At 71.9% G+C, this 21,122-nt stretch carries 22 protein-coding genes; 11 read left to right on the top strand and 11 right to left on the bottom strand.

Features of this window, described 5'->3' with window-relative positions; genetic code table 11:
• Positions 1–2: 2 nt before the first annotated feature.
• The 4 genes from HHX33_RS21925 to HHX33_RS21910 form a co-directional block, all read right to left on the bottom strand.
• Positions 3–1,010, bottom strand: a complete 1,008-nt coding sequence (locus HHX33_RS21925; protein WP_182876264.1) for a phosphotransferase enzyme family protein — start codon at positions 1,008–1,010, stop codon at positions 3–5.
• A gap of 110 nt (positions 1,011–1,120) precedes the next feature.
• The gene (locus HHX33_RS21920; protein WP_138460125.1) at positions 1,121–1,375 is read right to left on the bottom strand and encodes a hypothetical protein; all 255 of its coding nucleotides are present in this window, start codon (positions 1,373–1,375) and stop codon (positions 1,121–1,123) included.
• A 78-nt stretch (positions 1,376–1,453) separates the two neighbouring features.
• The gene (locus tag HHX33_RS21915; protein WP_182876263.1) at positions 1,454–2,362 is read right to left on the bottom strand and encodes a ribokinase; all 909 of its coding nucleotides are present in this window, start codon (positions 2,360–2,362) and stop codon (positions 1,454–1,456) included.
• Positions 2,359–3,438, bottom strand: coding sequence for a LacI family DNA-binding transcriptional regulator (locus tag HHX33_RS21910; protein WP_111700681.1), 1,080 nt, complete (start codon positions 3,436–3,438; stop codon positions 2,359–2,361). Before HHX33_RS21910 ends, HHX33_RS21915 begins: the two co-directional genes overlap by 4 nt.
• 212 nt (positions 3,439–3,650) lie before the next feature.
• On the opposite strand from HHX33_RS21910, the gene HHX33_RS21905 reads away from it, so the two are divergent.
• Positions 3,651–4,526 (top strand): sirohydrochlorin chelatase, encoded by an 876-nt coding sequence (locus HHX33_RS21905; protein WP_167521409.1) that lies wholly within the window; start codon positions 3,651–3,653, stop codon positions 4,524–4,526.
• Positions 4,527–4,564: 38 nt separating this feature from the next.
• On the opposite strand, the gene HHX33_RS21900 is transcribed toward HHX33_RS21905, so the two are convergent.
• Genes HHX33_RS21900 through HHX33_RS21890 form a run of 3 tightly spaced genes read right to left on the bottom strand, consistent with a single transcriptional unit; the run spans position 4,565 to position 6,231 of the window.
• Positions 4,565–4,927 carry a DUF2203 domain-containing protein gene (locus HHX33_RS21900; RefSeq protein WP_244301765.1) on the bottom strand — a complete coding sequence of 121 codons (363 nt, stop codon included), beginning with the start codon at positions 4,925–4,927 and terminating at the stop codon, positions 4,565–4,567.
• Positions 4,928–4,961: 34 nt separating this feature from the next.
• The gene (locus tag HHX33_RS21895) at positions 4,962–5,333 is read right to left on the bottom strand and encodes a VOC family protein (protein WP_182876261.1); all 372 of its coding nucleotides are present in this window, start codon (positions 5,331–5,333) and stop codon (positions 4,962–4,964) included.
• A 10-nt stretch (positions 5,334–5,343) separates the two neighbouring features.
• A complete protein-coding gene (locus HHX33_RS21890; protein ID WP_182876260.1) occupies positions 5,344–6,231 on the bottom strand; it encodes a helix-turn-helix transcriptional regulator in 888 nt (295 codons plus the stop codon).
• Positions 6,232–6,333: 102 nt separating this feature from the next.
• On the opposite strand from HHX33_RS21890, the gene HHX33_RS21885 reads away from it, so the two are divergent.
• On the top strand, positions 6,334–7,731 hold the full coding sequence (locus HHX33_RS21885; protein WP_182876259.1) for an MFS transporter: 1,398 nt from the start codon (positions 6,334–6,336) through the stop codon (positions 7,729–7,731).
• Between the two features lie 15 nt (positions 7,732–7,746).
• On the opposite strand, the gene gdhA is transcribed toward HHX33_RS21885, so the two are convergent.
• Together gdhA and HHX33_RS21875 are read right to left on the bottom strand one after the other, a co-directional pair.
• Complete coding sequence (gene gdhA / locus HHX33_RS21880) at positions 7,747–9,090, bottom strand: NADP-specific glutamate dehydrogenase (RefSeq protein WP_182876258.1); 1,344 nt, start codon at positions 9,088–9,090, stop codon at positions 7,747–7,749.
• A gap of 73 nt (positions 9,091–9,163) precedes the next feature.
• Entirely contained in the window at positions 9,164–10,096 is a 933-nt protein-coding gene (locus tag HHX33_RS21875; protein WP_310741474.1) for a GNAT family N-acetyltransferase, read from the bottom strand.
• 268 nt (positions 10,097–10,364) lie between these two features.
• On the opposite strand from HHX33_RS21875, the gene HHX33_RS21870 reads away from it, so the two are divergent.
• The gene (locus HHX33_RS21870) at positions 10,365–11,897 is read left to right on the top strand and encodes a PQQ-dependent sugar dehydrogenase (RefSeq protein WP_182876256.1); all 1,533 of its coding nucleotides are present in this window, start codon (positions 10,365–10,367) and stop codon (positions 11,895–11,897) included.
• Between the two features lie 46 nt (positions 11,898–11,943).
• Here HHX33_RS21870 and HHX33_RS21865 read toward each other — a convergent pair whose 3' ends face one another.
• On the bottom strand, positions 11,944–12,642 hold the full coding sequence (locus HHX33_RS21865) for a hypothetical protein (protein ID WP_182876255.1): 699 nt from the start codon (positions 12,640–12,642) through the stop codon (positions 11,944–11,946).
• Positions 12,643–14,017: 1,375 nt separating this feature from the next.
• On the opposite strand from HHX33_RS21865, the gene HHX33_RS21860 reads away from it, so the two are divergent.
• On the top strand, positions 14,018–14,713 hold the full coding sequence (locus HHX33_RS21860) for a sensor histidine kinase (protein WP_182876254.1): 696 nt from the start codon (positions 14,018–14,020) through the stop codon (positions 14,711–14,713).
• 252 nt (positions 14,714–14,965) lie between these two features.
• On the opposite strand, the gene HHX33_RS36310 is transcribed toward HHX33_RS21860, so the two are convergent.
• On the bottom strand, positions 14,966–15,148 hold the full coding sequence (locus tag HHX33_RS36310; RefSeq protein ID WP_182876253.1) for a hypothetical protein: 183 nt from the start codon (positions 15,146–15,148) through the stop codon (positions 14,966–14,968).
• On the opposite strand from HHX33_RS36310, the gene HHX33_RS21850 reads away from it, so the two are divergent.
• The 7 genes from HHX33_RS21850 to HHX33_RS21820 all read left to right on the top strand — a co-directional run bounded on the left by HHX33_RS21850 (position 15,141) and on the right by HHX33_RS21820 (position 21,060).
• A complete protein-coding gene (locus HHX33_RS21850; RefSeq protein ID WP_259402732.1) occupies positions 15,141–16,655 on the top strand; it encodes a sensor histidine kinase in 1,515 nt (504 codons plus the stop codon). The genes HHX33_RS36310 and HHX33_RS21850 overlap by 8 nt on opposite strands.
• A 92-nt stretch (positions 16,656–16,747) precedes the next feature.
• Positions 16,748–17,182: a roadblock/LC7 domain-containing protein gene (locus HHX33_RS21845; protein WP_182876252.1), complete on the top strand. Its 435-nt coding sequence runs from the start codon at positions 16,748–16,750 to the stop codon at positions 17,180–17,182.
• Positions 17,179–17,535 (top strand): DUF742 domain-containing protein, encoded by a 357-nt coding sequence (locus HHX33_RS21840; protein WP_117409594.1) that lies wholly within the window; start codon positions 17,179–17,181, stop codon positions 17,533–17,535. Before HHX33_RS21845 ends, HHX33_RS21840 begins: the two co-directional genes overlap by 4 nt.
• Positions 17,536–17,539: 4 nt before the next feature.
• Positions 17,540–18,139 (top strand): GTP-binding protein, encoded by a 600-nt coding sequence (locus tag HHX33_RS21835; protein WP_182876251.1) that lies wholly within the window; start codon positions 17,540–17,542, stop codon positions 18,137–18,139.
• On the top strand, positions 18,136–19,461 hold the full coding sequence (locus tag HHX33_RS21830) for a cytochrome P450 (RefSeq protein ID WP_310741473.1): 1,326 nt from the start codon (positions 18,136–18,138) through the stop codon (positions 19,459–19,461). Before HHX33_RS21835 ends, HHX33_RS21830 begins: the two co-directional genes overlap by 4 nt.
• Positions 19,462–19,470: 9 nt before the next feature.
• A complete protein-coding gene (locus tag HHX33_RS21825; RefSeq protein ID WP_182876250.1) occupies positions 19,471–20,445 on the top strand; it encodes an aldo/keto reductase in 975 nt (324 codons plus the stop codon).
• An 81-nt stretch (positions 20,446–20,526) separates the two neighbouring features.
• Positions 20,527–21,060, top strand: a complete 534-nt coding sequence (locus HHX33_RS21820; RefSeq protein ID WP_182876249.1) for a GNAT family N-acetyltransferase — start codon at positions 20,527–20,529, stop codon at positions 21,058–21,060.
• The last annotated feature ends 62 nt before the right edge of the window (positions 21,061–21,122 follow it).

Here is a 21,122-nt window from a genome sequence, read left to right as displayed (position 1 = left end):
AGTCAGCCGCCCAGTGAGCGGTCCAGATAGCGCTCGGCCAGCTCGCAGCTGTCGCGCGTGTAGCCGGCGCCGAGCCGGGCGGCCACCTCGGCGGCCTGGTGGGAGCCGATCCAGGCGACGAGCAGGAGACGGCGGAACATGATGAACGTCCAGATCTCGGCCTCGTCCTCCTTCGGGAGGTCGAGCACGGTGCGGTAGCCGCGCACCCACGACTCCGCCATGTGCGGCACCTCGGGCCGGTGCTCGATGAAGCTGACGGCGGCGGCGAGGTCGTAGAGGTACCAGCCGAGGCCGCAGTCATCGAAGTCGATCACGCTCGCCTCCGCCTCGCCGTCCACCAGCAGGTTGGCCAGGCGGAGGTCGGCGTGGATGAGCCCGTACCGGTCCGGGCCCCTGCCGTACCGATCCAGCCTGCGGCGCAGCTCGGCCTCGAGGCGGGCGAGCACGGCGTGCGCCTCCCGGTCCACCCCCACACCGTCCTGCCACCTGCCCCAGCGGGGCGAGGGCCCGAAAGCGGCGTCGAGGTCCCAGTGGAAGCGGGTGAAGGAGGCCGGCCTCGCCCAGCCGCGCGCGTGCCGGTGCATGCGGGCGGTCAGTGCGCCCAGCCGCTCGAACTCCTCCACCAGCCGGTCCTCGGCCGGTTCTGCGCCGGGCAGGAACTCGAACATCACGCAGCGGCGGGGCTCGGCGCCCGGATCCTCGACCGTGACGACGCGGGACCCGTCGCGGGCCGGCAGCACTCGCGGCGTGACGACGCCCGCCTCCTCGCGCAGCGCCTCCAGCCAGGCGAGCTCGCTGGCGATGGCGGCCGGGGACTGGTAGCCGAGCCGGTGGACCCGGAGGATCGCCCGCGTCTCCCCGTCGTCCACGGTGAAGGTCGCGTTCTCCGACACGTTCAGCAACGTCACGACGGCGTCCGGGGACAGCCCGTACCGCTCCAGGGCACGGCGGGCGACCCCCTCGACGCGGGCGAGGACGTCTCCGCCACCGGACAGGTCGTGGACCTGCATGCGCACTCCTAACGAATCAGTCGGCCGGTCGCCCCTCATCCTCCCCTGTGATCTCCGCTCTGGTGATCCGGCCCCGGCGGATGGGCGCCGGGGCCGGGTCGCGTCTCAGCTCAGCGGTTGGTCCACAGATGCCAGAACCAGTCGCCCTCGGAGCAGGTGTAGTGCTCCCAGTGGCCGCGGTCGATCCCGCCCTGGCCCTCTGCCACGCACCGCGAGTGGCTGGTGAACCAGGTGCGGTACACGTCGTCCCCGGCCGGTCGTCCGGCGGCGGCGTGGGCGGCGGGCGCCGCGAGAACCAGCGGGGCCGCGAACAGGGCGGCGGTCACGAGCGCCGCGATCCCGGCGCGCTCCAACGATCTGATCAACGGATACCTCTTCTCTGCGAAGCACTGACGCATGACAACGCAGAGCTACCCATCAATCACGCTCCGTATTCGGAGATTTTACGTTCGGTCCCGCACGAGCCGGTCGATCTCGGGCCGATGCGGCATCGAGGTGCTCGCGCCCTCGCGCCGGACCGACAGCGCCGCCGCCGCCGAGGCGAAGCGCAGCGCCCCCTCGGGGCCGAGCCCCTCGGTCCTGGCCACCGCGAGCGCGCCGGCGAAGGTGTCCCCCGCCGCCGTGGTGTCCACCGCCCGCACCGGTACGGCGGGCTCGTGGAGGCGGACGCCGTCGCGGGAGCCGTACATCGCGCCCCGGGCGCCGAGCGTCACGACCACCTCGGGAACCAGGTCGAGCAGCGCCTCCAGCGCGTCGCGCGGGTCGTCCCGCCCGGTGAGGACCGCCGCCTCGTGCTCGTTCGGCACGATGACGCCGACCGCGTCCAGCAGCTCGGCGGGCAGCGGCACGGCCGGGGCGGGGGTGAGGATCACCTCCGTGCCCGTCACGGCGCCCGTCACGGCGCCCGCCAGGCACGCGGCGGCGACCACGGCCTCCATCGGCAGTTCCAGTTGCAGGAGCAGGGCGCGGGACCGCCCGATCGTCTCCGCGTCCTCCGCCGAGGGACCGGTGAGGGCGCCGTTCGCCCCCGGCACGACGATGATCGAGTTGTCGCCGCCGTCCTGCACGACGATGTGGGCGACACCGGAGGGGCCGGGGACGGTCCGCACCCCGCGCGTGTCGACGCCCGCCCCGGCGAGCGCCGCGCGCAGCCCCGGCCCGAACGCGTCGTCGCCCACCGCCCCGAGGAACGCGACCCGTCCACCCGCCCGCGCGGCGGCGATCGCCTGGTTGGCCCCCTTGCCTCCGGGGATCGTGCGGAAGGCCCGGCCCGTGATGGTCTCCCCTGGCTTGGGGGCCTGCGCCACGTACGCCACAAGGTCCATGTTGGCGCTGCCGAACACCGAGATCACGGCCGGTCTCCCCCGGCGAGCGCGAGCGCACGGACACGGGCGCGGGCACGGGTGGCGAACGCGGTCGCCGGCCCGCCGCCGGTCGAGCACCGGACCATCAGGCCCGGCTCCACGGTCACCACGCGCGGCGGCAGCGAGCCGTCCCGCAGACGGTCGAGCAGCAGCCTCGCGGCGGCCCTGCCGCGCTCGGCCCAGCCGAGCGAGACGCTGGTCAGCGACGGCCACGCGACCGAGGCGAGGTCGGTGTCGTCCATGCCGACCACGGCGACGTCACGGGGGACGTCCCTGCCCTGCTCCCGCAGCACGTCGAGGGCGCCGAGCGCGATCAGGTCGCTGGCGCACATCAGCGCGTCGAGACCGGGAGCGCGCGCCAGCAGCGCCCGCGCGGCCCGGGCGCCGCGGTCGCGCGTGAAGTCGCCCACCTCGACCAGGTTCTCGTCGTACGGCAGGCCCAGCAGTTCCAGCGCCTCCCGGTAGGCGGCGGCGCGGGCCGCGCCGGGCGCGGTGCCGAGCGGACCGTTGAGCAGGCCGATCCGCCTCCGGCCGAGGCCGTGCAGGTGGTTCATGGCGAGCAGGACGCCGGTCCGCGAGTCGCCGCGCACGTTGTCCACCGGCGTGCCCTCCGGCACCGGGCCGACGACGACCACGGGGACCCGCGCCGTGGTGACGGCCTCGATGTGCTCCGCCCCGACGCCGCGCAGCGGGCTGATGATGAGGCCGTCCACGTAGCGCTCCCGCAGCCCGCGCAGCACGCACACCTCGTCCTCCGGGTCGCCCTCGGTCGAGTGGAGCAGCAGGCGGTATCCGGCCGCCTTCAGCACGGCCTGGATCTCCCGCACCATCGCCACGTAGACGGGGTTGCCGATGTCGGACAGCGCGAAGGCGATCTGGTGGGTGCGGCGGTTGCGCAGCGAACGGGCCACCGAGTTGGGCACGTAGCCGAGTTCGTCGGCCGCGCGCATGACCCGGCGCACCGTGTCCTCGCGGGTGGGCAGCCCGTTGAGCACCCGCGACACCGATGCGATCGACAGGCCGGCGCGTTGCGCGATCGTGGTGATCGTGGGACCCTCGGTCACGGCCACCTCACTCTGGGGAGACTCTCGTGTACTCGTCCACGCGTGGCAGCGCGCGGGGAGCTGTAATCGTTTTCGGCGTGGACGGCCCTTATCAAAGCGACGGCCACCAGCAGCGTCAAGTAACCGAGACGTAAAACGTCTAGATCACCAAGCCGCAACAAGCCGCGCGTTGGTTCTGCTCTTCGACCGGTTTCGCCCTAGAATCCGCCGATGTGAACGAAGGTCACGAGGACCCGCCCAAGCTCCCCACCCGGGAGCGATCCTCCCGGCCCGGGACCGGCCGCCACCGACGGCCGCTGCCGGCCGACCTGCCGGCCGACGCGCCCGCCCTGGTCCTGGCCGTGCCGGGCAGGGCCGGAGATCCGGCGGGCCAGGGCGCGGACGTGGCCGCCGAGGTCGCCTCCATCGTCCGGATCGACAATCCGCAACTCGACCTTCGCATCGTCTCACTGGCCGACGGCGGCACCGATCTCGTCAAGGAGTTCTCCGACATCGCGGCCAAGCGGCCGGCCGGCGGACCGGCGGCGGTGGTGGTGCCGCTCGTCACCGGACCCCATCCCCGCGTCCGGCGCGCCGTGCGGGACGCCGTGACGCAGAGCGGGGCCGCGGTGCGGATCACCGAGCCGCTCGGCCCGCATCCGCTGCTGGCCGAGGCCCTGCACGTACGGCTGTCCGAGGCGGGCCTGGCCCGCGCCGACCGCATGCGGCTGTTCAACGTCTCCTCGCCCGTCGACGGCATCATCGTCGCGACCGCCGGGGGCGACGAGGCCGCGCGCGGGGCCGACGCGACGGCCGTCCTGCTGGCCGCCCGCCTGACGCTTCCCGTCGTCCCCGCCGCGCTGGACGGCGTGCCGACCGTGCGCGACGCCGCCGAGCGGCTGCGCAAGATCGGGGCCAACCGCCTCGCCATGGTGCCGTACGTCATCGGCCCCGAGGCCGACAGCGAGCGGATCACGACGGCGGCCGAGGCCATCGGCGCCGGCTGCGCCGAGCCTCTCGGCGCCCACGAGTCGGTGGCCCGCATGGTCTGCGTCCGGTACGGCGCCGCCTTCGGCGGCTTCGACGGCTTCGACGACCTGTCGGACTGAGCCTTTCCGGCCCTCCCCGGCCCGCCTCACCCCTGGGGTCAGGGCAGCGGGCGGCGGCCGGGGAAGCCGAGGTCGCTGCGGTGGTACCAGCCGAGGGCGGTCTCCCCCTCCAGCCAGCACAGCCGTACGGACACGCCGCCGAGCACGGCGGGGAAGTCGACGAGCAGCGGGGCGACGCCCTTGATCTCGATCTCCTCGGCGTCGAACCAGCTCAGGATCTCGTCCATCCGCGCCTCCAGGCCCTTGGCCTCGGCGAGGCCGCCCAGAGCGGAGGTCCCGGCCTGCCGCAGGTCGTGGGTGAGCTCCGCGAGGTCGGCGCGGACGGCGACGAACGCGCGGGCGTGCTCCAGCACCTCCGGCATCAGCGACCCGGCCTCGTCCAGCGTGAAGATCCTCGCCACGCTCCGGACGCTACCGCATCGGCCCGCCGGAAGGTCACAGGCGGCGGCGCAGCAGGCAGAACTCGTTGCCTTCAGGGTCGGCGAGCACATGCCACTGCTCCTCGCCTGTCTGGCCCACGTCGGCCCGCACGGCGCCGAGCTTCAGCAGGCGGTCCAGCTCGTCCTCCTGGTCGCGGTCGGTGGGGTTGACGTCGATGTGCAGGCGCAGCTTGCCGCGCTTGCACTCCGGCACGGGCGCGAAGACGAGCGTCGGCTGGAGGCCGCCGAAGCCCACGCCCGGCGGGCCGATCTCGATCCACCCGTCCGTGCGCTGGAGGACCTCGAAGCCGAGCACCTCGCACCAGAACGCGGCGAGCCGCTCGGGGTCGTGACAGTCGACGACGAGCTCACTGATACGACAGGCCATGACTGCGGCTTTACCCGCGGACGGGCTCCCCATGCAGCGGGCAGTGGGCGACCTCCGGATGGGCCGCCAGCCACTCGATCCGCTGCCTGCTCTCGTCGTCCATGGGCGTGTAGACCACGATGCGGGTCTCCGGCGGCGCGGCCAGCGCCATGCTGGTGGACGTCAGGCGGATCAGGCCCACCGACGAGTGCTTGAACAGCTTCATCCGGACGCCCGGTCTGGCCACCTCATGCATCGCCCACATTCGGGCGAACTCCGGGCTGGCCGCCGACAGCCGGGTGACGAAGCCCGTCCAAGCCGGCTCTCCCACATGCCTGCCGAAGGCCGCCCGCAACGTCGCGACCATCTGCGGGAGTTCCTCGTCCTTGTTCACGAGCGGGCAGCAGCAGTCCGGCATGGTGAACACCCGCCACAGGACGTTACGCTCGAGCCGTGGCCGATCGACCACGGACGCGAAGATCGTGCCGTAGGCGGCGTTCCAGGCGAGCAGGTCGTAACGCCCGCTGTAGACGCACGCGGGCAGCGGGTCGAGCCGGCGCAGGATCGTGTGCACCTCGGCGTCGAGGCCCTCCCCGTCGCCCGCCGGATCGGCGATCTCCGGCAGGTCCGCCAGCCGGTAGAGGTGCTCCCGCTCGGCCGCGTCCAGCCGCAGCGTACGGGCGATGGCGTCGAGCACCTGCACCGACGCGTTTATGGGGCGGCCCTGCTCCAGCCAGGTGTACCAGGTCACGCCCACACCCGCGAGCTGGGCGACCTCCTCCCGCCGCAGGCCCGGTGTACGGCGGCGCAGGCCGGGCGGCAAGCCGACGTCCTCGGGCCGGATCCGCTCGCGCCTGCTGCGCAGGAAGGCCCCGAGCTCCTCACGCCTGGTGTTCCTGGTGCGAATCCCCGTCGTCACCTCCCCATCTTGGCGAGTGCGCGACCGCGTTGCCAGGTGGTGTCAGTACCAGTATCGGCAGGCTCTCGTTACCGGTATCGCGACGGCCGCATCGTTGCCGCCATGACCACTGTCACCACCCGCGCGCCGGCCGCGCGGCGAACCTCGCCGAGTCTGCTGCTCACCGTCATCCTGGCGGGGCAGTTCATGGCCGTCCTCGACGCCACCATCGTCAACGTCGCCGCGCCCACGATGCGCGCCGACCTCGGGGCCACCGGCTCCGGACTGCAACTCGTCATCTCCGGCTACACCGTGGCGTACGCGATGCTGCTGATCACCGGGGCACGCCTCGGCGAGCTGCTCGGCTACCGGCGGCTGTTCCTCACCGGGCTCGCGGTGTTCACGGCCGCGTCGCTGATGTGCGGGCTCGCCCCGTCGACCGGCGTGCTGATCGCCTTCCGGCTGGTGCAGGGCGCGGGAGCCGCCCTGATGGTGCCCCAGGTGCTCAGCCTGATCCAGATCACCTTCGACGGCGCCGCACGGGGGCGGGCGCTCGGCGTCTACGCCACGGTCATCTCGGTCGGCGCGGTCGTCGGCCAGGTGCTCGGTGGGCTGCTGGTGACCGCCGACCTGTTCGGCACGGCCTGGCGGCCGGTCTTCCTGGTCAACGTGCCGATCGGGCTCGCGCTGCTGGCCGTCGGCGCCCGGACGCTGCCCGCCGCACACGTGCGGCGTGAGCAGGGGCTCGACGTGCCCGGCCTGGTCACCCTGTCGCTCGCGGTCTGCCTGCTGGTCGTGCCGCTCGTGCTCGGCCACGAGGAGGACTGGCCGCTGTGGGGGTGGGTCGCGATGGGCCTGTCGGTTCTCGCGTTCTGCGCGTTCCTGCTTGTGGAGCGGCGTGCGGCGCATCCGCTCGTCCCCGGCCGCCTGCTGCGCGCCCCCGGGGTGGCCGTCGCCGCGTCCGGCATCTTCCTCGTCATGGCGGCGTACGGCGGCTGGCTGTTCGCCATGGCCCTCCACCTGCAGGGCGACCTCGGCGACAGCGCCCTGCGGGCGGGCTGCCTGTTCATCCCCGCGGCCGCCGCCTTCGGACTGACCAGCCTCAACTGGAAGCGGCTGCCGGCCAGCCTGCACCGGCCGGTGATCGTCGCGTCCGCCGTCGTCACCGCCGCAGGCGAGCTGGCCCTGGCGGCGGCGCTGGCCGGCGGCGGCCACGGCGAGCCGCTGCTGGAGATCAGCTTCATGGCCATCGGGGCCGGCATGGCGGGCACGTTCAGCCCGCTCATGGCGGTGGCGCTGGCCCGGGTCGCGCCCGCCGACGCGGCCGACGCCAGCGGCCTGCTGGCGATGATGCTCCAGCTCGGCCAGGTCGTCGGCGTGGCCGTCTTCGGCACGCTGTTCCTCAGCCTCGCCCCGTCCACGCACGCCGCCACGGTGACATCGCTGTGGCTGGCCGCGGTGTCGCTGGCTGCGGGCGGGTTCGCGCTTCCCCTCCTGCGCACCCGCCGGGTCAACCGATGAGCACTCGGTGAGTGCTCAGATGAGGCCGAGGGCGAGCATCGCGTCCGCCACCCTCCTGAAGCCGTCGATGTTGGCGCCGGCCACGTAGTCGCCCGGCATGCCGTACGCGTCGGCCGTCTCCAGGCAGCGGGCGTGGATGTCGCTCATGATCTCCTGGAGCCGCCGCTCGGAGAACTCGAACGTCCATGAATCGCGGCTGGCGTTCTGCTGCATCTCCAGGGCGCTGGTGGCCACGCCGCCCGCGTTGGCGGCCTTGCCGGGGCCGAAGGCCACTCCGGCCTCCTGGAACACCCGGATGCCCTCGGGCGTGGTGGGCATGTTGGCGCCCTCGCCGACCGCGACGCACCCGGCCCGCACCAGCGCCTCGGCGTCCTTGCCGGTGATCTCGTTCTGCGTGGCCGACGGCAGCGCCACCTCGCAGGGCACCTCCCACACACTGCGCCCGGCGACGTACGCCGCATCGGCGCCGCGACGCTCGGCGTAGTCGCTGAGACGGCGCCGCTCGACCTGCTTGACCTGCTTGAGGAGATCGAGGTCGAGGCCCTTCTCGTCCACCACGTAGCCGGAGGAGTCGGAGCAGGCCACGACGACGCCGCCCATCTCGCGCACCTTCTCGATCGCGTGGACGGCGACGTTGCCCGAGCCCGAGACGACCACGCGCCTGCCCTCGAACGACGTGCCCTTCGCCTTGAGCATCTCCTCGACGAAGAAGGCGCAGCCGTAGCCGGTGGCCTCGGTGCGCACCTGCACGCCGCCGTAACTCAGCCCCTTGCCGGTGATGACGCCGGACTCGTACCGGTTGGTGATGCGCTTGTACTGGCCGAACAGGTAGCCGACCTCCCGCTGCCCGACGCCGATGTCCCCCGCGGGCACATCGGTGTACTCGCCCAGGTGCCGGTACAGCTCGGTCATGAAGCTCTGGCAGAAGCGCATGATCTCCCGGTCGGAGCGGCCCTTCGGGTCGAAGTCCGCACCTCCCTTGCCCGCGCCGATCGGCAGGCCGGTCAGGCTGTTCTTGAAGATCTGCTCCACCGCGAGGAACTTGACGATGCCGAGGTAGACCGAGGGGTGGAAGCGCAGCCCGCCCTTGTACGGCCCGAGCGCGCTGTTGAACTCGACCCGGAAGCCGCGGTTGATGTGCACCTCGCCCCGGTCGTCCTCCCAGGGCACGCGGAAGATGATCTGCCGCTCGGGCTCGAAGATGCGCTCGATGATCTTCTGCTCCGCGTATTCCGGATGCTTGCCCAGCGCGGGACCGATGCTCTCCAGGACCTCGCGCGCGGCCTGGTGGAACTCCGCCTCCCCCGGGTTGCGGCGCAGAATGTTGTCGTAAACGCCCTCGAGCCTCTCGTGCAGCACTCGATCGCTCCTAGCCTCTGCCTGATTTCTCCCGATTCACTGTATCGATGCCGAAGTTGTGAGAAAGACCGTCTCACCGGCCGGGACGGACGACGGCCCGCCAGACGTCGATGACCAGGACCGGCCGCATGCCGACCGACTCGTACAGGCCGAGCGCCGGGGTGACGTTGTTGGAGTCGACGTGCAGGATCGTCCCCACCCGACCCCTCCGCTCGTCGGCGGCGAAGGCTCTGCTGAGCAGCAGCTTCCCGAGGCCGCGACCGCGGAAACCGGGCCGCACCGCGAGCGTGCGGACATATCCGCAGTTCTCGTCGGACACGAAATGGTCGGTCCCGAGCAGCATCGCCGCCGGCTCCCCGTGGACGCGGGCCAGCAGAAGCTGCCGCCAGTCGTTCGCGCTGGACGACTCCATCTCGGCGGTCCACTCCTCGAACGTCTTCGGCACGAACCCGAAGTGCTCGGCGAAGCCCTCCTGGTGCACCCGATGGGCCGTCCGGAGCACCGCCTCGCACCCGGGGGCGCCGGCCTCGACCCCGACCCCGGGCAGGAACACCGGCCGTACGCCGGAGTGGTCGGCCCGCATGCGGTGGAAGCTGGTGGCGGGGGCGAAGCCGCGCCGCTCGGCGGCCTCGCGCATGGCCTTGTCCTGCTCGTAGAGGCTGATGTCCACCACCGCGTGGTCGTGCCCCGCCTCGCGGGCGAGATCGGCGGCCCGGCCGAGCGCCAGGTCCCACAGGAGGGCGGCCGCGCCGGGCTCCCGGGCCTGCACGTCGATGTCGACGTTCTCGCTGGCGCCGTTGCGCCTGGCGTAGCCCCAGCCGAGGAGCCGCCCGTCCGAGCGGACCAGCCAGCTGTCGTGGTCCAGGTCGAGCTCCTTCAGGGTGTCGGCGATGTCATCGAGCGTCCAGTCGGGCCTGCCGGTCACCTCGATGTCGTGCTCGGCGACCAGTTCGTGCACGGTCGCCGCGTCGGCGACCGCCGGCCGCCGGATTTCGTAGTCGTTCACGTCGCATTTGTACGTTGAGTGACTTGTGAGGGACTTGCCGGAGCCTTGTGCCGCCATGAAAGTTTCCCGCACCCCGGGGCGCCCCGCATGCGGGCGCCCGTCGTAGGCGCTGATCAGAGGGGGCGATACCGAAAGACATCCGCCTCGCGGTTGATCCGGGCGCGACGGTGTGGATTCCATGGTCCCGCAGTGGCAGGCGGCTGCACGCGATCGGAGGCAGCCGCGGGGTTCACGAGCCGCACGGCGGCCCGCCGTCCCGGGAGCATCGATGTCCAAGCGTCTCACCGAGCGTCTCAGCGCGTGTCTCAGGGCACGTCCCACCGTGGCGCTCGCGACCGCCGTCGCCGCGCTGGCCGCCGGCGCCGCGTTCGTCACGGCCCGCCCCACGGCGGCGGTGGCCGCGACCGGCGGGTTCGACTTCACGCGGGCCCAGGTCGCCGCCACCGGCCTGCAGACGCCGTGGGGACTGACCTTCCTCCCGGACGGCAGCGCCCTCGTCTCCGAACGCGACACGGCGAACATCATGCAGGTGCGCCCCGGTTCGTCGCCCGTACGGGTGGCGACCGTCCCGAACGTGTCGCCCGGCGGAGAGGCGGGCCTGCTCGGCATCGCGGTCTCCCCCACCTACGCCGAGGACCAGTGGGTCTACGCCTACTTCACCGCCGCGTCCGACAACCGGCTGGTCAGGTTCAGGCTGAACGCCCCGCAGACGCAGCAGGTGCTCCTCTCCGGCGTGCCGAAGGCCCAGTTCCACGACGGCGGGCGGATCGCGTTCGGCCCCGACGGCATGCTGTACCTCTCCACGGGCGACGCCGGCACCTCCGCCAACGCGCAGAACCTGAACAGCCTTGGCGGCAAGATCCTGCGGATGCGGCCCGACGGCAGCGTGCCGCCGGACAACCCGTACGGCTCGCGCGTGTACAGCTACGGCCACCGCAACGTCCAGGGGCTCGCCTGGGACGAGGGCGGACGGCTGTACGCCAGCGAGTTCGGCCAGAACACCTGGGACGAGCTCAACTACATCGTCCCCGGCGGCAACTACGGCTGGCCCACCTGCGAGGGCGTCTGCACCGACTCGCGCTTCCGCAACCCCATCGTCACCTGGAGCACGTCCGAGGCGTCGCCCAGCGGCCTGGCGTACGCCAACGGCACGCTCTTCGCCGGGGCCCTGGCCGGGAAGCGGCTGTGGACGGTGCCGGTCAGCGGCGGCAGCAGGACCGGCAACCCGGTGGTCGAGTTCCAGGGCACGTACGGACGGCTGCGCGCCGTCGCCGTCGGGCCGGACGGGTGGCTCTGGGTCGGCACGAGCAACCGCGACGGCAGGGGGACCCCCGCCGCGAACGACGACCGGATCCTCCGCGTCCCGCCCGCCGGCGGCTCGTCGCCCAGCCCCTCTCCCAGCCCTTCGGCCTCGCCGTCGCGCAGCCCCTCCGCGTCGCCGAGCCCGTCGGTCAGCCCGTCCGTCAGCCCGTCCGCGAGCCCGTCGGCCGGCCCGCGCGCGTGCTCCGCGACGTACCGGATCGTGAACCAGTGGCAGGGCGGGTTCCAGGGCGAGCTCGCGGTGCGCAACTCGGGGACGGCGGCCATCACGTCGTGGACCGTCACCTTCGCCTTCCCCGACGGCCAGCGCGTCACGCAGTCCTGGAGTGGCCGCTTCACCCAGTCGGGCGCCGCGGTGACGGTCGCCAACGAGACGTACAACGGCACGCTGGCACCGAACGCCTCGACGACGGCCGGCTTCAACGCGAGCTGGTCCGGCGCCAACCGGGTCCCGTCCCCGATCAGCTGCACCGCCGGGTAACCGGCACGCTCATCGGTCTTCCTGACGCACGGCGTTCGGACGGCGATCACTCCTCGTAGTCGTCGTCCCAGTCCGGCCAGGGGAGACCGAGCCTCTCGGCGAACTCCGGGCCGCCGCCGACGGTCCTGGCGTGCGGCCTGGGGTCGTTGCCGCGCAGCCAGTCCACCAGACGCGCCGCCTGGTCGCCCGCGTCCGTATCGTCGATGAGGACGGTCCACTGAAACAGCACCCACGGCTCGTCGTCCGGCTGATCCTCCCCGTCGGCCGACGGCTCACGCGGATGCCAGAAGACGACCTGGATCTCGTCCCGCCGGTCGGCCTCCGCGTACGTTCCGCCCGCTTCGCACTCCCACGCCGCCAGGAGGCCGGGATCCTCGCGCAGCGAGCGACGCACCTCACGGGCGACCGTACGGGCGGGCCACTCCCAGCCGTCATCGTCCACGGCCCGGGCGACGACCTCGTCGTAGGAGCCGGCGGCGAAGCGGAACGGCTCCAGCTCGACCGCCGGCGAATCGGGGTCGCGCCAGCCGCGCCAGACGACCGTGTCACCGTCACGGACGATCGTGACATAGAGGGCTCCACAGCACCCCTCGGTGCAGTACGCCTCGGCCAGCCGTACCTCCCAGCCCTCCTCGGTCGCCTCAAGCCCGCCCGGCAGGTGCTCCGGCTCGTACGGCCGGCCGTTGACCAGCGGCCTCGTCTCCACGCGGCCCGGCAGCGCCGGATCGGGGACGACGACATGCACCGCCAGCCGGTCTCCCCCGTCCCCCGCAGGCCACGAGGGGAATCGTGGCACGACCGGCAGGGCGGCGATCGCCCGACGGTCTCGTCGTCTTCGAGGACGTCCGCGAGGCGTACGGCCTGGGCCACCCGCAGCGCGTGGCCACCGGCCGTGGGATCCTGGTCCGTGGCGTGCCGGAGCAGCCAGGCGACGGCGACGGGATCCTCCGCCCGGCACATCGCCTCGATGGCACGGCTGAGGGTGAGCAGTGCCGACCGCTCCGCCAGCCACACCAGCGCCCCGGCCGAACCGGGGATCGACTCCAGTACGGCCACGGCCACGGGCCCGAGACAGCGCAGCAGGCCGAGCGTACGGACCAGGGGGACGTCCTCCGGGCCTGCCCTGCCCGCCAGCAGGCACAAACCGGTCAGCGCGGGACGGCGGTCCCTCGCGTGCCGGGCCAGCCAGACGCCCGTCTCGCGGGCGGGCTCGGTGGCGAGCCAGGGCAGGTCGTCCAGGACGTCGGGCCTGATCGCCCACGCGGGGACGTCCAGGGCTCGGAGGTCCTCGTGCAGCTCGTCGAAGGAGCGACCGGGGCCGCCGAAGTGGGCGCGGAGCACCGCGGCCAGCGCGGCTCTGGCCTGCTCGACGGAGAAGAAGTCACCGCCGGGCCGGGGATCCCGGTGGTCGGTGTCGTCGGGATACGGACGCCCGCCGCCGGGAAGGGGCGCGTCAGGAGTCAGCGCGTGCAGGCGGGACGCGTGATCGAACAGGGAAAGCCGGTGGTCGAGCGCCCTGCGCTCGGGTGCCAGGCTCACCGGCCGGAGACGAACTCGATTCTCTCGTTCATGCCCCACACGATTCCATCCCCGCCTGCCGACGACAAGATCCAATGCGTGGGCGGCCGTGCGCGCGACAGAGTCACGGCCCGCGCTCCCCGACCGCTGTACTGGAACCGGCGGAGCGGCAGCGGTCCGGTTCGCGTCAGGTGGTTCGCGTCCCGCGGGCGGCGGCCCTGGCCCGCCCGTATTCGGCCAGGGCGAGGAAGGCGTTCACGCGGGCACGCGCTTCGGGGACGGTGACTGTCCTGCGCTCCGGGTAGGCCGGCGCGCGAAGCCGCTCCTCGTGATCGTCACCGGGGATGAAGCCGCCGTCCCGGCCACGCGAGGCCGGTCATGTTTCCATGGGTGCCGTCAAGCATGTGGTGGGACAGAACCGCCAATCATCTCGTGGGACCAGACAAGTCCTTAGATAAATTCCTATATAAGTCTTAACGGGATGAGAAGGGGGATACGTCCCCTTACGGGAGGCGGTGGACGTGGAGTTGCGTGCCCAACTGCAAGATTGCGTCAGCGAGCTCGATGGCCTCGAACGCGGCCTGGAACGGTCCCTTGGCGTCATGCGTGGCAAGCTGGAGGCTGCGATCAACGTGCAGCGCCGGTACGAGGCGGACGCCGCCCATGAGCTGCGCACTCCTGTGGCCGGACTGCGGGCCCAGCTTGAGGAGGCCCGGCTCAACCGCGCAGAGATCGACCTGGACAGCTTGCTCGAACGTGCCCTGAGCGACGTGAACCGGCTGCAGGCGATAATCGAGGACCTCCATCTGCTCTGCGAGCTCCAGGAGGCCGCGCGACTGGTCGAGCCGGTGCCTGTGGACCTGGCGGAGGTCGCCCGGGCCCAGGTACCCCGGTGCGTCGGCAGGCACGAGGTCAAGGTGGAGTCGGAGCCCGGGCTGATCGTCTCCTCGGTGCCCGCGAGGCTCGGCCGCCTGCTCGCGGAACTGCTCGACAACGCCCAGCGTCACGCGCGCTTCCTGGTGCGGGTGGAGATTCGGCGCGCCGGAGACCTGGGCGAACTGGTGATCAGCGACGACGGGCCGGGGATCCCCGCGCACGAGCGCGAGCGCGTCTTCGGCCGCTTCACGCGGCTCGACGACGCCCGGTCCCGCGACCGCGGCGGCACCGGCCTCGGCTTGGCGATCGTCCGGAACATCGCCGAGATGTACGGCGGCAGCGTACACGCCGAGGAGGCGGCCGGCGGCGGCGGCGCACTGGTCGTACGCCTGCCGCTCGCCCACCCCGCGGCCCCAGGCTGAGCAGTTCGCCAGATGACATCGACAGCGCGGCGCGGTAGGACGGCACCCCCCGGACCCTCGCGGAAGATCATCACCATAAATCCACAAATGTCCAAAAAGTGAGTATTAGTCAATAGATAAGTTGACTCGTGGTTGATTAGAACTGAAACACATGGTTCCAGAGTGACTGTCTGTTCTTGGTCGTGACGTGGTGCTACGGTATGTGCCTGTTCACCGCCCTGCTGTGAAACGGCACCGCATGGCCGTCCCGCCTTACAGGGAGAACAGCAGGTTCGACGCGGCCTTGTCATGCTCTGCCGCCACCCCGAGGACGCCGATGTCAGTAGATGTACCCCACCGGGCGCGGAGAAGGTTTTCACCAAAGGAACTGGTGGTCCTCGCCTTTCTCGGCACCGTGATCATTACGGCCTGCGCGTGGTTGTGGGCGATGTCCATCGCCCCTTATGAGGCCAGAGAGCTTATGGCGCTCGTCGGCGGGGTCTCGGCCGTACTCCTGTCCGGCGCCGTCGCGGCCGCCGTCCACTACGCCGGCACCGGTCGCCGGCTGCGTGAGCGGGCCGAGTGGGCCGGCGCGCGGTTCGCCTGGCTGGAGCGGGAGACGCTGCGGACGGCCGAGGAGTCGCTGCCCGCGCTGGGACGTCAGGTGCGGGACGGCGCCTCGGTCGCCGAAGCGCTCTCCCGGATACCGCAGCCCCAGGACGGCCCGCTGCGGCTCCTGCTCGAAGCGGCCGGGCACGAGCTCGAACTGCTCGGACGCGAGCGCGCCGCCGCCCAGGTGTCCCGCGATGCGACCGAGAGCGAGATCTCCCGGCTGATCGACGACACGCTGCCGGAGCTGTTCCGGCGGATCCAGACGGACCGGATGTCGGTGAGCGCCGCACTGGCCGAGATACGCCAGCCGGGGCTGGACCCGCTACGCGACCTGCTGCGCGAGACCGCGCGGCAGCTCTCCGAGAGCGAGCGCAGGGGCACCGCCGTGATGGCGGCGTGCGCCGGGGCCGCGGCCCGGGTGCAGGCACAGGCCACCAGCCTGCTCGCCCGGCTGCGCGAACTGGAGGAGCAGTACGGCGAGCATGAGGAGGTGTTCGCCGACCTGCTGGACCTGGACCACCGCGTCTCCCAGATGAGCCGGCTGGCGGACAACATCGCGCTGCTGAGCGGCGGCCGTTCCGGGCGGCGATGGACCCGGCCGATCGTCATGGAGAGCGTCCTGCGCGGCGCGATGGGCCGCATCAGCGCCTACCGGCGCATCCGGCTGCACTCCACCAGCACCGTCGCCGTCGCGGGGTACGCGGCCGAGGGCGTGATGCACGCGCTGGCCGAGCTGATGGACAACGCCGCCACGTTCTCGGCGCACGGCACCGAGGTCCACGTGTACGTGGACGAGGAGGACGCCGGCGTCGTGATCACGATCGAGGACAGTGGCCTGGGGATGCGCCCGCGCGAGCGGCAGCACGCCACCAGGCTCGTGTCCGAGCCGCTCGACCTGCGGACGCTGTCCGGTACCCGGCTGGGCCTGGCGGTCGTGGGACGCCTGGTCGACAAGTACGGCCTGACGGTCAGCTTCCGGTCGTCCGCCCGCGGTGGCATGGGGGTCGTGATGCTGATCCCGCGCCTGCTGATCACGCAGCCCCTGCCGGCCACCGTGCCGCCCGACGCCGAGGCGTCGGTCCGTCACCCCGTGCGGGCCGCCGTACAGGCCGCCGTGCAGGCACCGGCCGTACCCGCGCAGGAGGGGCCGGCCGACGCGTCCGAAGACCTGCTGCCCAGACGGCGCCGGGGACAGACGCTGGCCGAGGCGACCAGGGCGCGGCAGGCGTCGCCGGCCAAGCCCGCGCGCGAGGGGCCTGACTCGGCTGCGAGGTTCGCCGCGTTCCGCCAGGCCGGCGGCCGTGGGCGTACTTCCCCCTCAGCCCCTCCCCCGGCCCCGGGCGACTCTTGACACGCGTCCGCCGACCACCGGACGTCTTTGGATTCACAGATGAGGAGGCAGGGGGCGTCCCTCCCGCGCCGAAGGGGCACCCCGTCGTTTCTATGAGCACAACCGACGCTTCGCACACCACCGACAGTGACTTCGACTGGCTACTGGAGAACCTCAAGAACAAGACCCCGGGGATCAGGCATGTGCTGGTGCTGACCAGGGACGGCCTGAAGATGAGCTTCACCGCCGGCCTCGGCCGGGACGGGGCCGACCAGCTCTCCGCCCTGGCCGCCGGGATCCAGAGCCTCTCGCTGAGCGCCTCCGCCGAGTTCGGGGACGGCATCGGAGCGGGGCAGGCGATGGTGGAGTTCGCCGGCGGACTGCTGCTCATCGTGCCGGCCGGGGACGGCGCCCACCTGGCCGTGGTGGCCGAGGAGGACGGCGAGGTGGGGCTCATCGCGCACAACATGAACGAACTGGTGGAACAGATCGGGGTGTACCTCACCGCGGCACCGCGGCAGGCGGAGAACAGCGACGAACGCGGATGACACGGCGAGCCATCGACCAAGAAGACCCTGACCGGCTCTACACGGTCACCGGTGGGCGTACCAGCGCCGATGAGAAGACCTTCGACTCCGTCTCCCTCATCGTCAGCGAGTGCGCCCCGACCCCCGGTATGCAGTCCGAGCACATCAAGATCCTGCGGATGGCCCAGCGGCCGACGGCGGTGGTGGAGATCTCGGCGGAACTGCGGCTGCCGGTCAGCGTGGTGAAGATCCTGCTGTGCGACCTGCTGGACACCGGTCGCATCACCGTCCGTCATCCGTCGATCGCCGCACAGGCCGGACGACCGGATCCCGAAATCCTCAGGCAGGTGCTCGTTGCACTCCACAACCTCTGACCAGATGGCGGCCACCACGCGAACGCCGCTACGCACGACCGCCGCGGACGCCCTGAAGATCGTGATCGTCGGCGGGTTCGGGGCGGGAAAGACGACCATGGTCGGCTCGGTGAGCGAGATCCGCCCGCTGAGCACCGAGGAGCTCATGACCCAGGCGAGCGTGGGCATCGACGACGCCAGCCGGGTACGGACCAAGTCGACCACCACGGTTGCCTTCGACTTCGGCCGGATCACGCTGAACGAGAGCAGGGTGCTCTACCTGTTCGGCGCGCCCGGTCAGCAGCGGTTCTGGTTCGTGTGGGACCAGTTGTTCGCCGGCAGCCTGGGCGCGGTCGTCCTGGTGGACGCCCGCCGCCTGGAGGATTCCTGGTACTCCATCGACCGGCTGGAGCACCACCAGACCCCGTTCGTCGTCGCGGTCAACCGCTTCACCGACGGGCCCACCCTGGATTCGGTGCGCGAGGCGCTGGCACTGTCGCCCGAGGTCCCGCTCATCGAATGCGACGCGAGAGAGCGGTCCTCGTCCAAGCACGTGCTGATCACGCTCATCGAGCACCTCACCCGCACCTACGACCAGTTGCCCGCCCGAGAGAGCATGCCGTGACGAACTCCCCTCCCCTGCCCGACCCCACCGACCCGTACGCCGCCTCGCCCGCATCGCGGCATGCCGAGCGGAGACGGGAGCCGCTGGAGGGATACGCCGACCACGCCGATGCCGTACCACTGCACGCGTCACTGATCGGCGACGACCCGACCGCGCTGTTCCAGGAGATGCGCCGCGAGCACGGCCCCGTCGTCCCCGTTCTCCTCGACGGAATGCCCGTCTGGTACGTGATCGGTTATCGCGAGCTGCACCATGTCACCAGCCAGCCGCAGTTGTTCAGCCGCGACCCCAGGCGCTGGAACCTGCAGGACCTCCTCCCCCCTGACTGGCCGGCGCGCCCCTACGTGACATGGCAACCGTCCGTGATGTACACGGAGGGGGCCGAGCACCAGCGGCGGATCGGCGCCATCAGCGACGCGCTGGACAGCGTCGACCGCACCGAGCTCGCCCTGATCTGCGAGCAGATCGCCGACCGCGCGATCGACGAGTTCTCCGGGGACGGCCAGACCGACCTGATCTCCCGGTACGCCGACCGGATTCCGGCTCAGGTCATCACCCGGCTGTTCGGGCTGGCGGAGACCGACCTGCCGGAGCTGGTCAAGGACGTCAACCACGTGCTGAGCGGGGGCGAGGAGGCCCTCCCGGCGGTCACCCGGATTCTGGACAAGCTAAGCCGGCTCATCGCCGACAAGCGCGCCCTGCCGGGCCACGACCTCACCTCGCACATGCTGGCACACCACGCGCGGCTCGCCGACGAGGAGATCGTCCAGGACCTGATCATGACGATGATCTCCTCCCATGACAACTGCTCCAACTGGATCGGCAGCACCCTGCGGCTGATGCTGATGGACGACCACTTCTCGATGAGCCTGCAGGGCGGCCGCAGCAGCGTCGGCGAGGCGCTGAACGATGTGCTGTGGAAGGACCCGCCCACGCCGAACATGCCCAATCGCTGGGCCGTGCAGGACTGCGAGCTGGCCGGGCGGCGCATCCGCCGGGGCGACATGCTGGTGCTCGGTGTCGCCGCGGCCAACGCCGATCCGCAGGTGCAACCGGCCGCGCATGCCGGCTCCGGCGCCAACCGGGCGCACCTGGCCTTCGGCCACGGTGAGTACGGTTGTCCCTTCCCCGCGCCCGAACTCGGCGGGATCATCGCCAAGACGGCCGTGGAGGTCCTCCTCGACCGGCTGCCCGACGTCTATCTCACCGTGAAACCGGACGCGCTGCGATGGCGCCCTTCGCTGTGGGTTCGCAGCCTGGAGGCCCTGCCCGTACGGTTCAGCCCGGCCGTGCCGACCGGCCGGGGCCCGTGGGGTGAATAGGGTGCTCACATGGAATACGGACGACTTGGCACCACTGGTTTGAAGGTCAGCAGGCTCTGCCTCGGCATGATGAGCTACGGGGAGCCCTCCAAGTGGGGCGGCTGGGCCCTGGAGGAGGATCTCGCCGAGCCCATCGTCCGCAGGGCCGCCGAGGGCGGGGTGACGTTCTTCGACACCGCCGACATGTACTCCGCCGGGGTCAGCGAGGAGGTCACCGGGCGGCTGCTGCGCAAGATCTTCCCCCGGCGCGACGACTACGTGCTCGCCACCAAGGTCTACTTCCCGATGGGCGAGGGCCAGAACGACGGGGGCCTGTCCCGCAAGCACATCATGTCGGCCGTCGACGCCTCTCTCACCCGCCTGGGCACCGACCACGTCGACCTGTACCAGATCCACCGGTGGGACGACGAGACGCCGATCGAGGAGACGATGGAGGCGCTGCACGACGTCGTCAAGGCCGGCAAGGCCCGCTACATCGGCGCCTCCAGCATGCGGGCCTGGCAGTTCGCCAAGGCCCAGCACACCGCCGACAGGCGCGGCTGGACCCGGTTCGTCTCGATGCAGAACCACTACAACCTCCTGGACCGCGAGGAGGAGCGGGAGATGATCCCGCAGTGCCTCGACCAGGGCGTGGGACTCATCCCGTGGAGCCCGCTCGCCCGCGGCCTGCTCGCCCGCGCCGGCCAGACGGCCGACACCGCGCGGCAGACCGGCGACGGCGCCCGGCAGCGGCAGCTGTACGGCGGACCGGCCGTCGAGGAGATCCTGGACCGGGTGGCGCGGACCGCCGCCGACAGGGGCGTCTCGCCCGCCACCGTCGCCCTCGCGTGGCTGCTCGGCCGTCCGGGCGTGACCGCCCCCATCATCGGCGCGACCAAGGAGCATCACGTGGACGACGCGCTCGCCGCGGTGGACCTCACGCTGACCGAGGAGGAGATCGCCTTCCTGCAGGAGCCCTACCAGGCCAGGTCGCCGCAGTACTAGCGGGCCGCCCGCCGCGGAGCGGCGTGCGGGTCACGGCCGAAATGCGTTGCCGGGGCCGATGACGGGCGGCAGGCTGTACGGGTGCTGATCCGACGTGAGAACCCCGGCGACGCCGAGGCCGTGCGCGAGGTGGTCGCCGCCGCCTTCGCTCCCCACCAGGAGGCCCGCCACCCGGGCCGGCCGCACGTGCCGCCGGTCGAGGCCGTCCTGCTCGACGAGCTGCGTACGGACCCGGGCTGGCTGCCGGAGCTGTCGCTCGTCGCGCCGGCGCGGGACGGCGGGATCGCGGGTCACGTCCTCTGCACCAGGGCCCACGTGGGGACCCTGCCCGTGGTCGGCCTCGGCCCGCTGTCCGTGCATCCCGCCCACCAGCGGCGGGGAGTCGGATCGGCGCTGGTGCACGCCGTGCTCGGGGCGGCCGAGGCGCTCGGCGAGCCGCTGGTGGGGCTCCTCGGCGACCCCGCCTACTACCGGCGGTTCGGCTTCGAGCCGGCCTCGGCGCACGGCGTCGCGGCGCCGGACCCGTCCTGGGGCGAGTTCTTCCAGGTGCGCGTCTTCGGGCGGTCCGCGCCGCGCGGACCGTTCACGTACGCCGAGCCGTTCTCCCGCGTGTGACCGGCCTCTGGCCATGCCCTCTGACCATGCCCTCTGACCATGCGCCTGGCCCCGGTTCCTGT

This window comes from Microbispora sp. H10670, assembly GCF_014161385.1.
Lineage (GTDB): Bacteria > Actinomycetota > Actinomycetes > Streptosporangiales > Streptosporangiaceae > Microbispora > Microbispora triticiradicis.
This window is presented reverse-complemented; position numbering and strand designations above follow the sequence as displayed.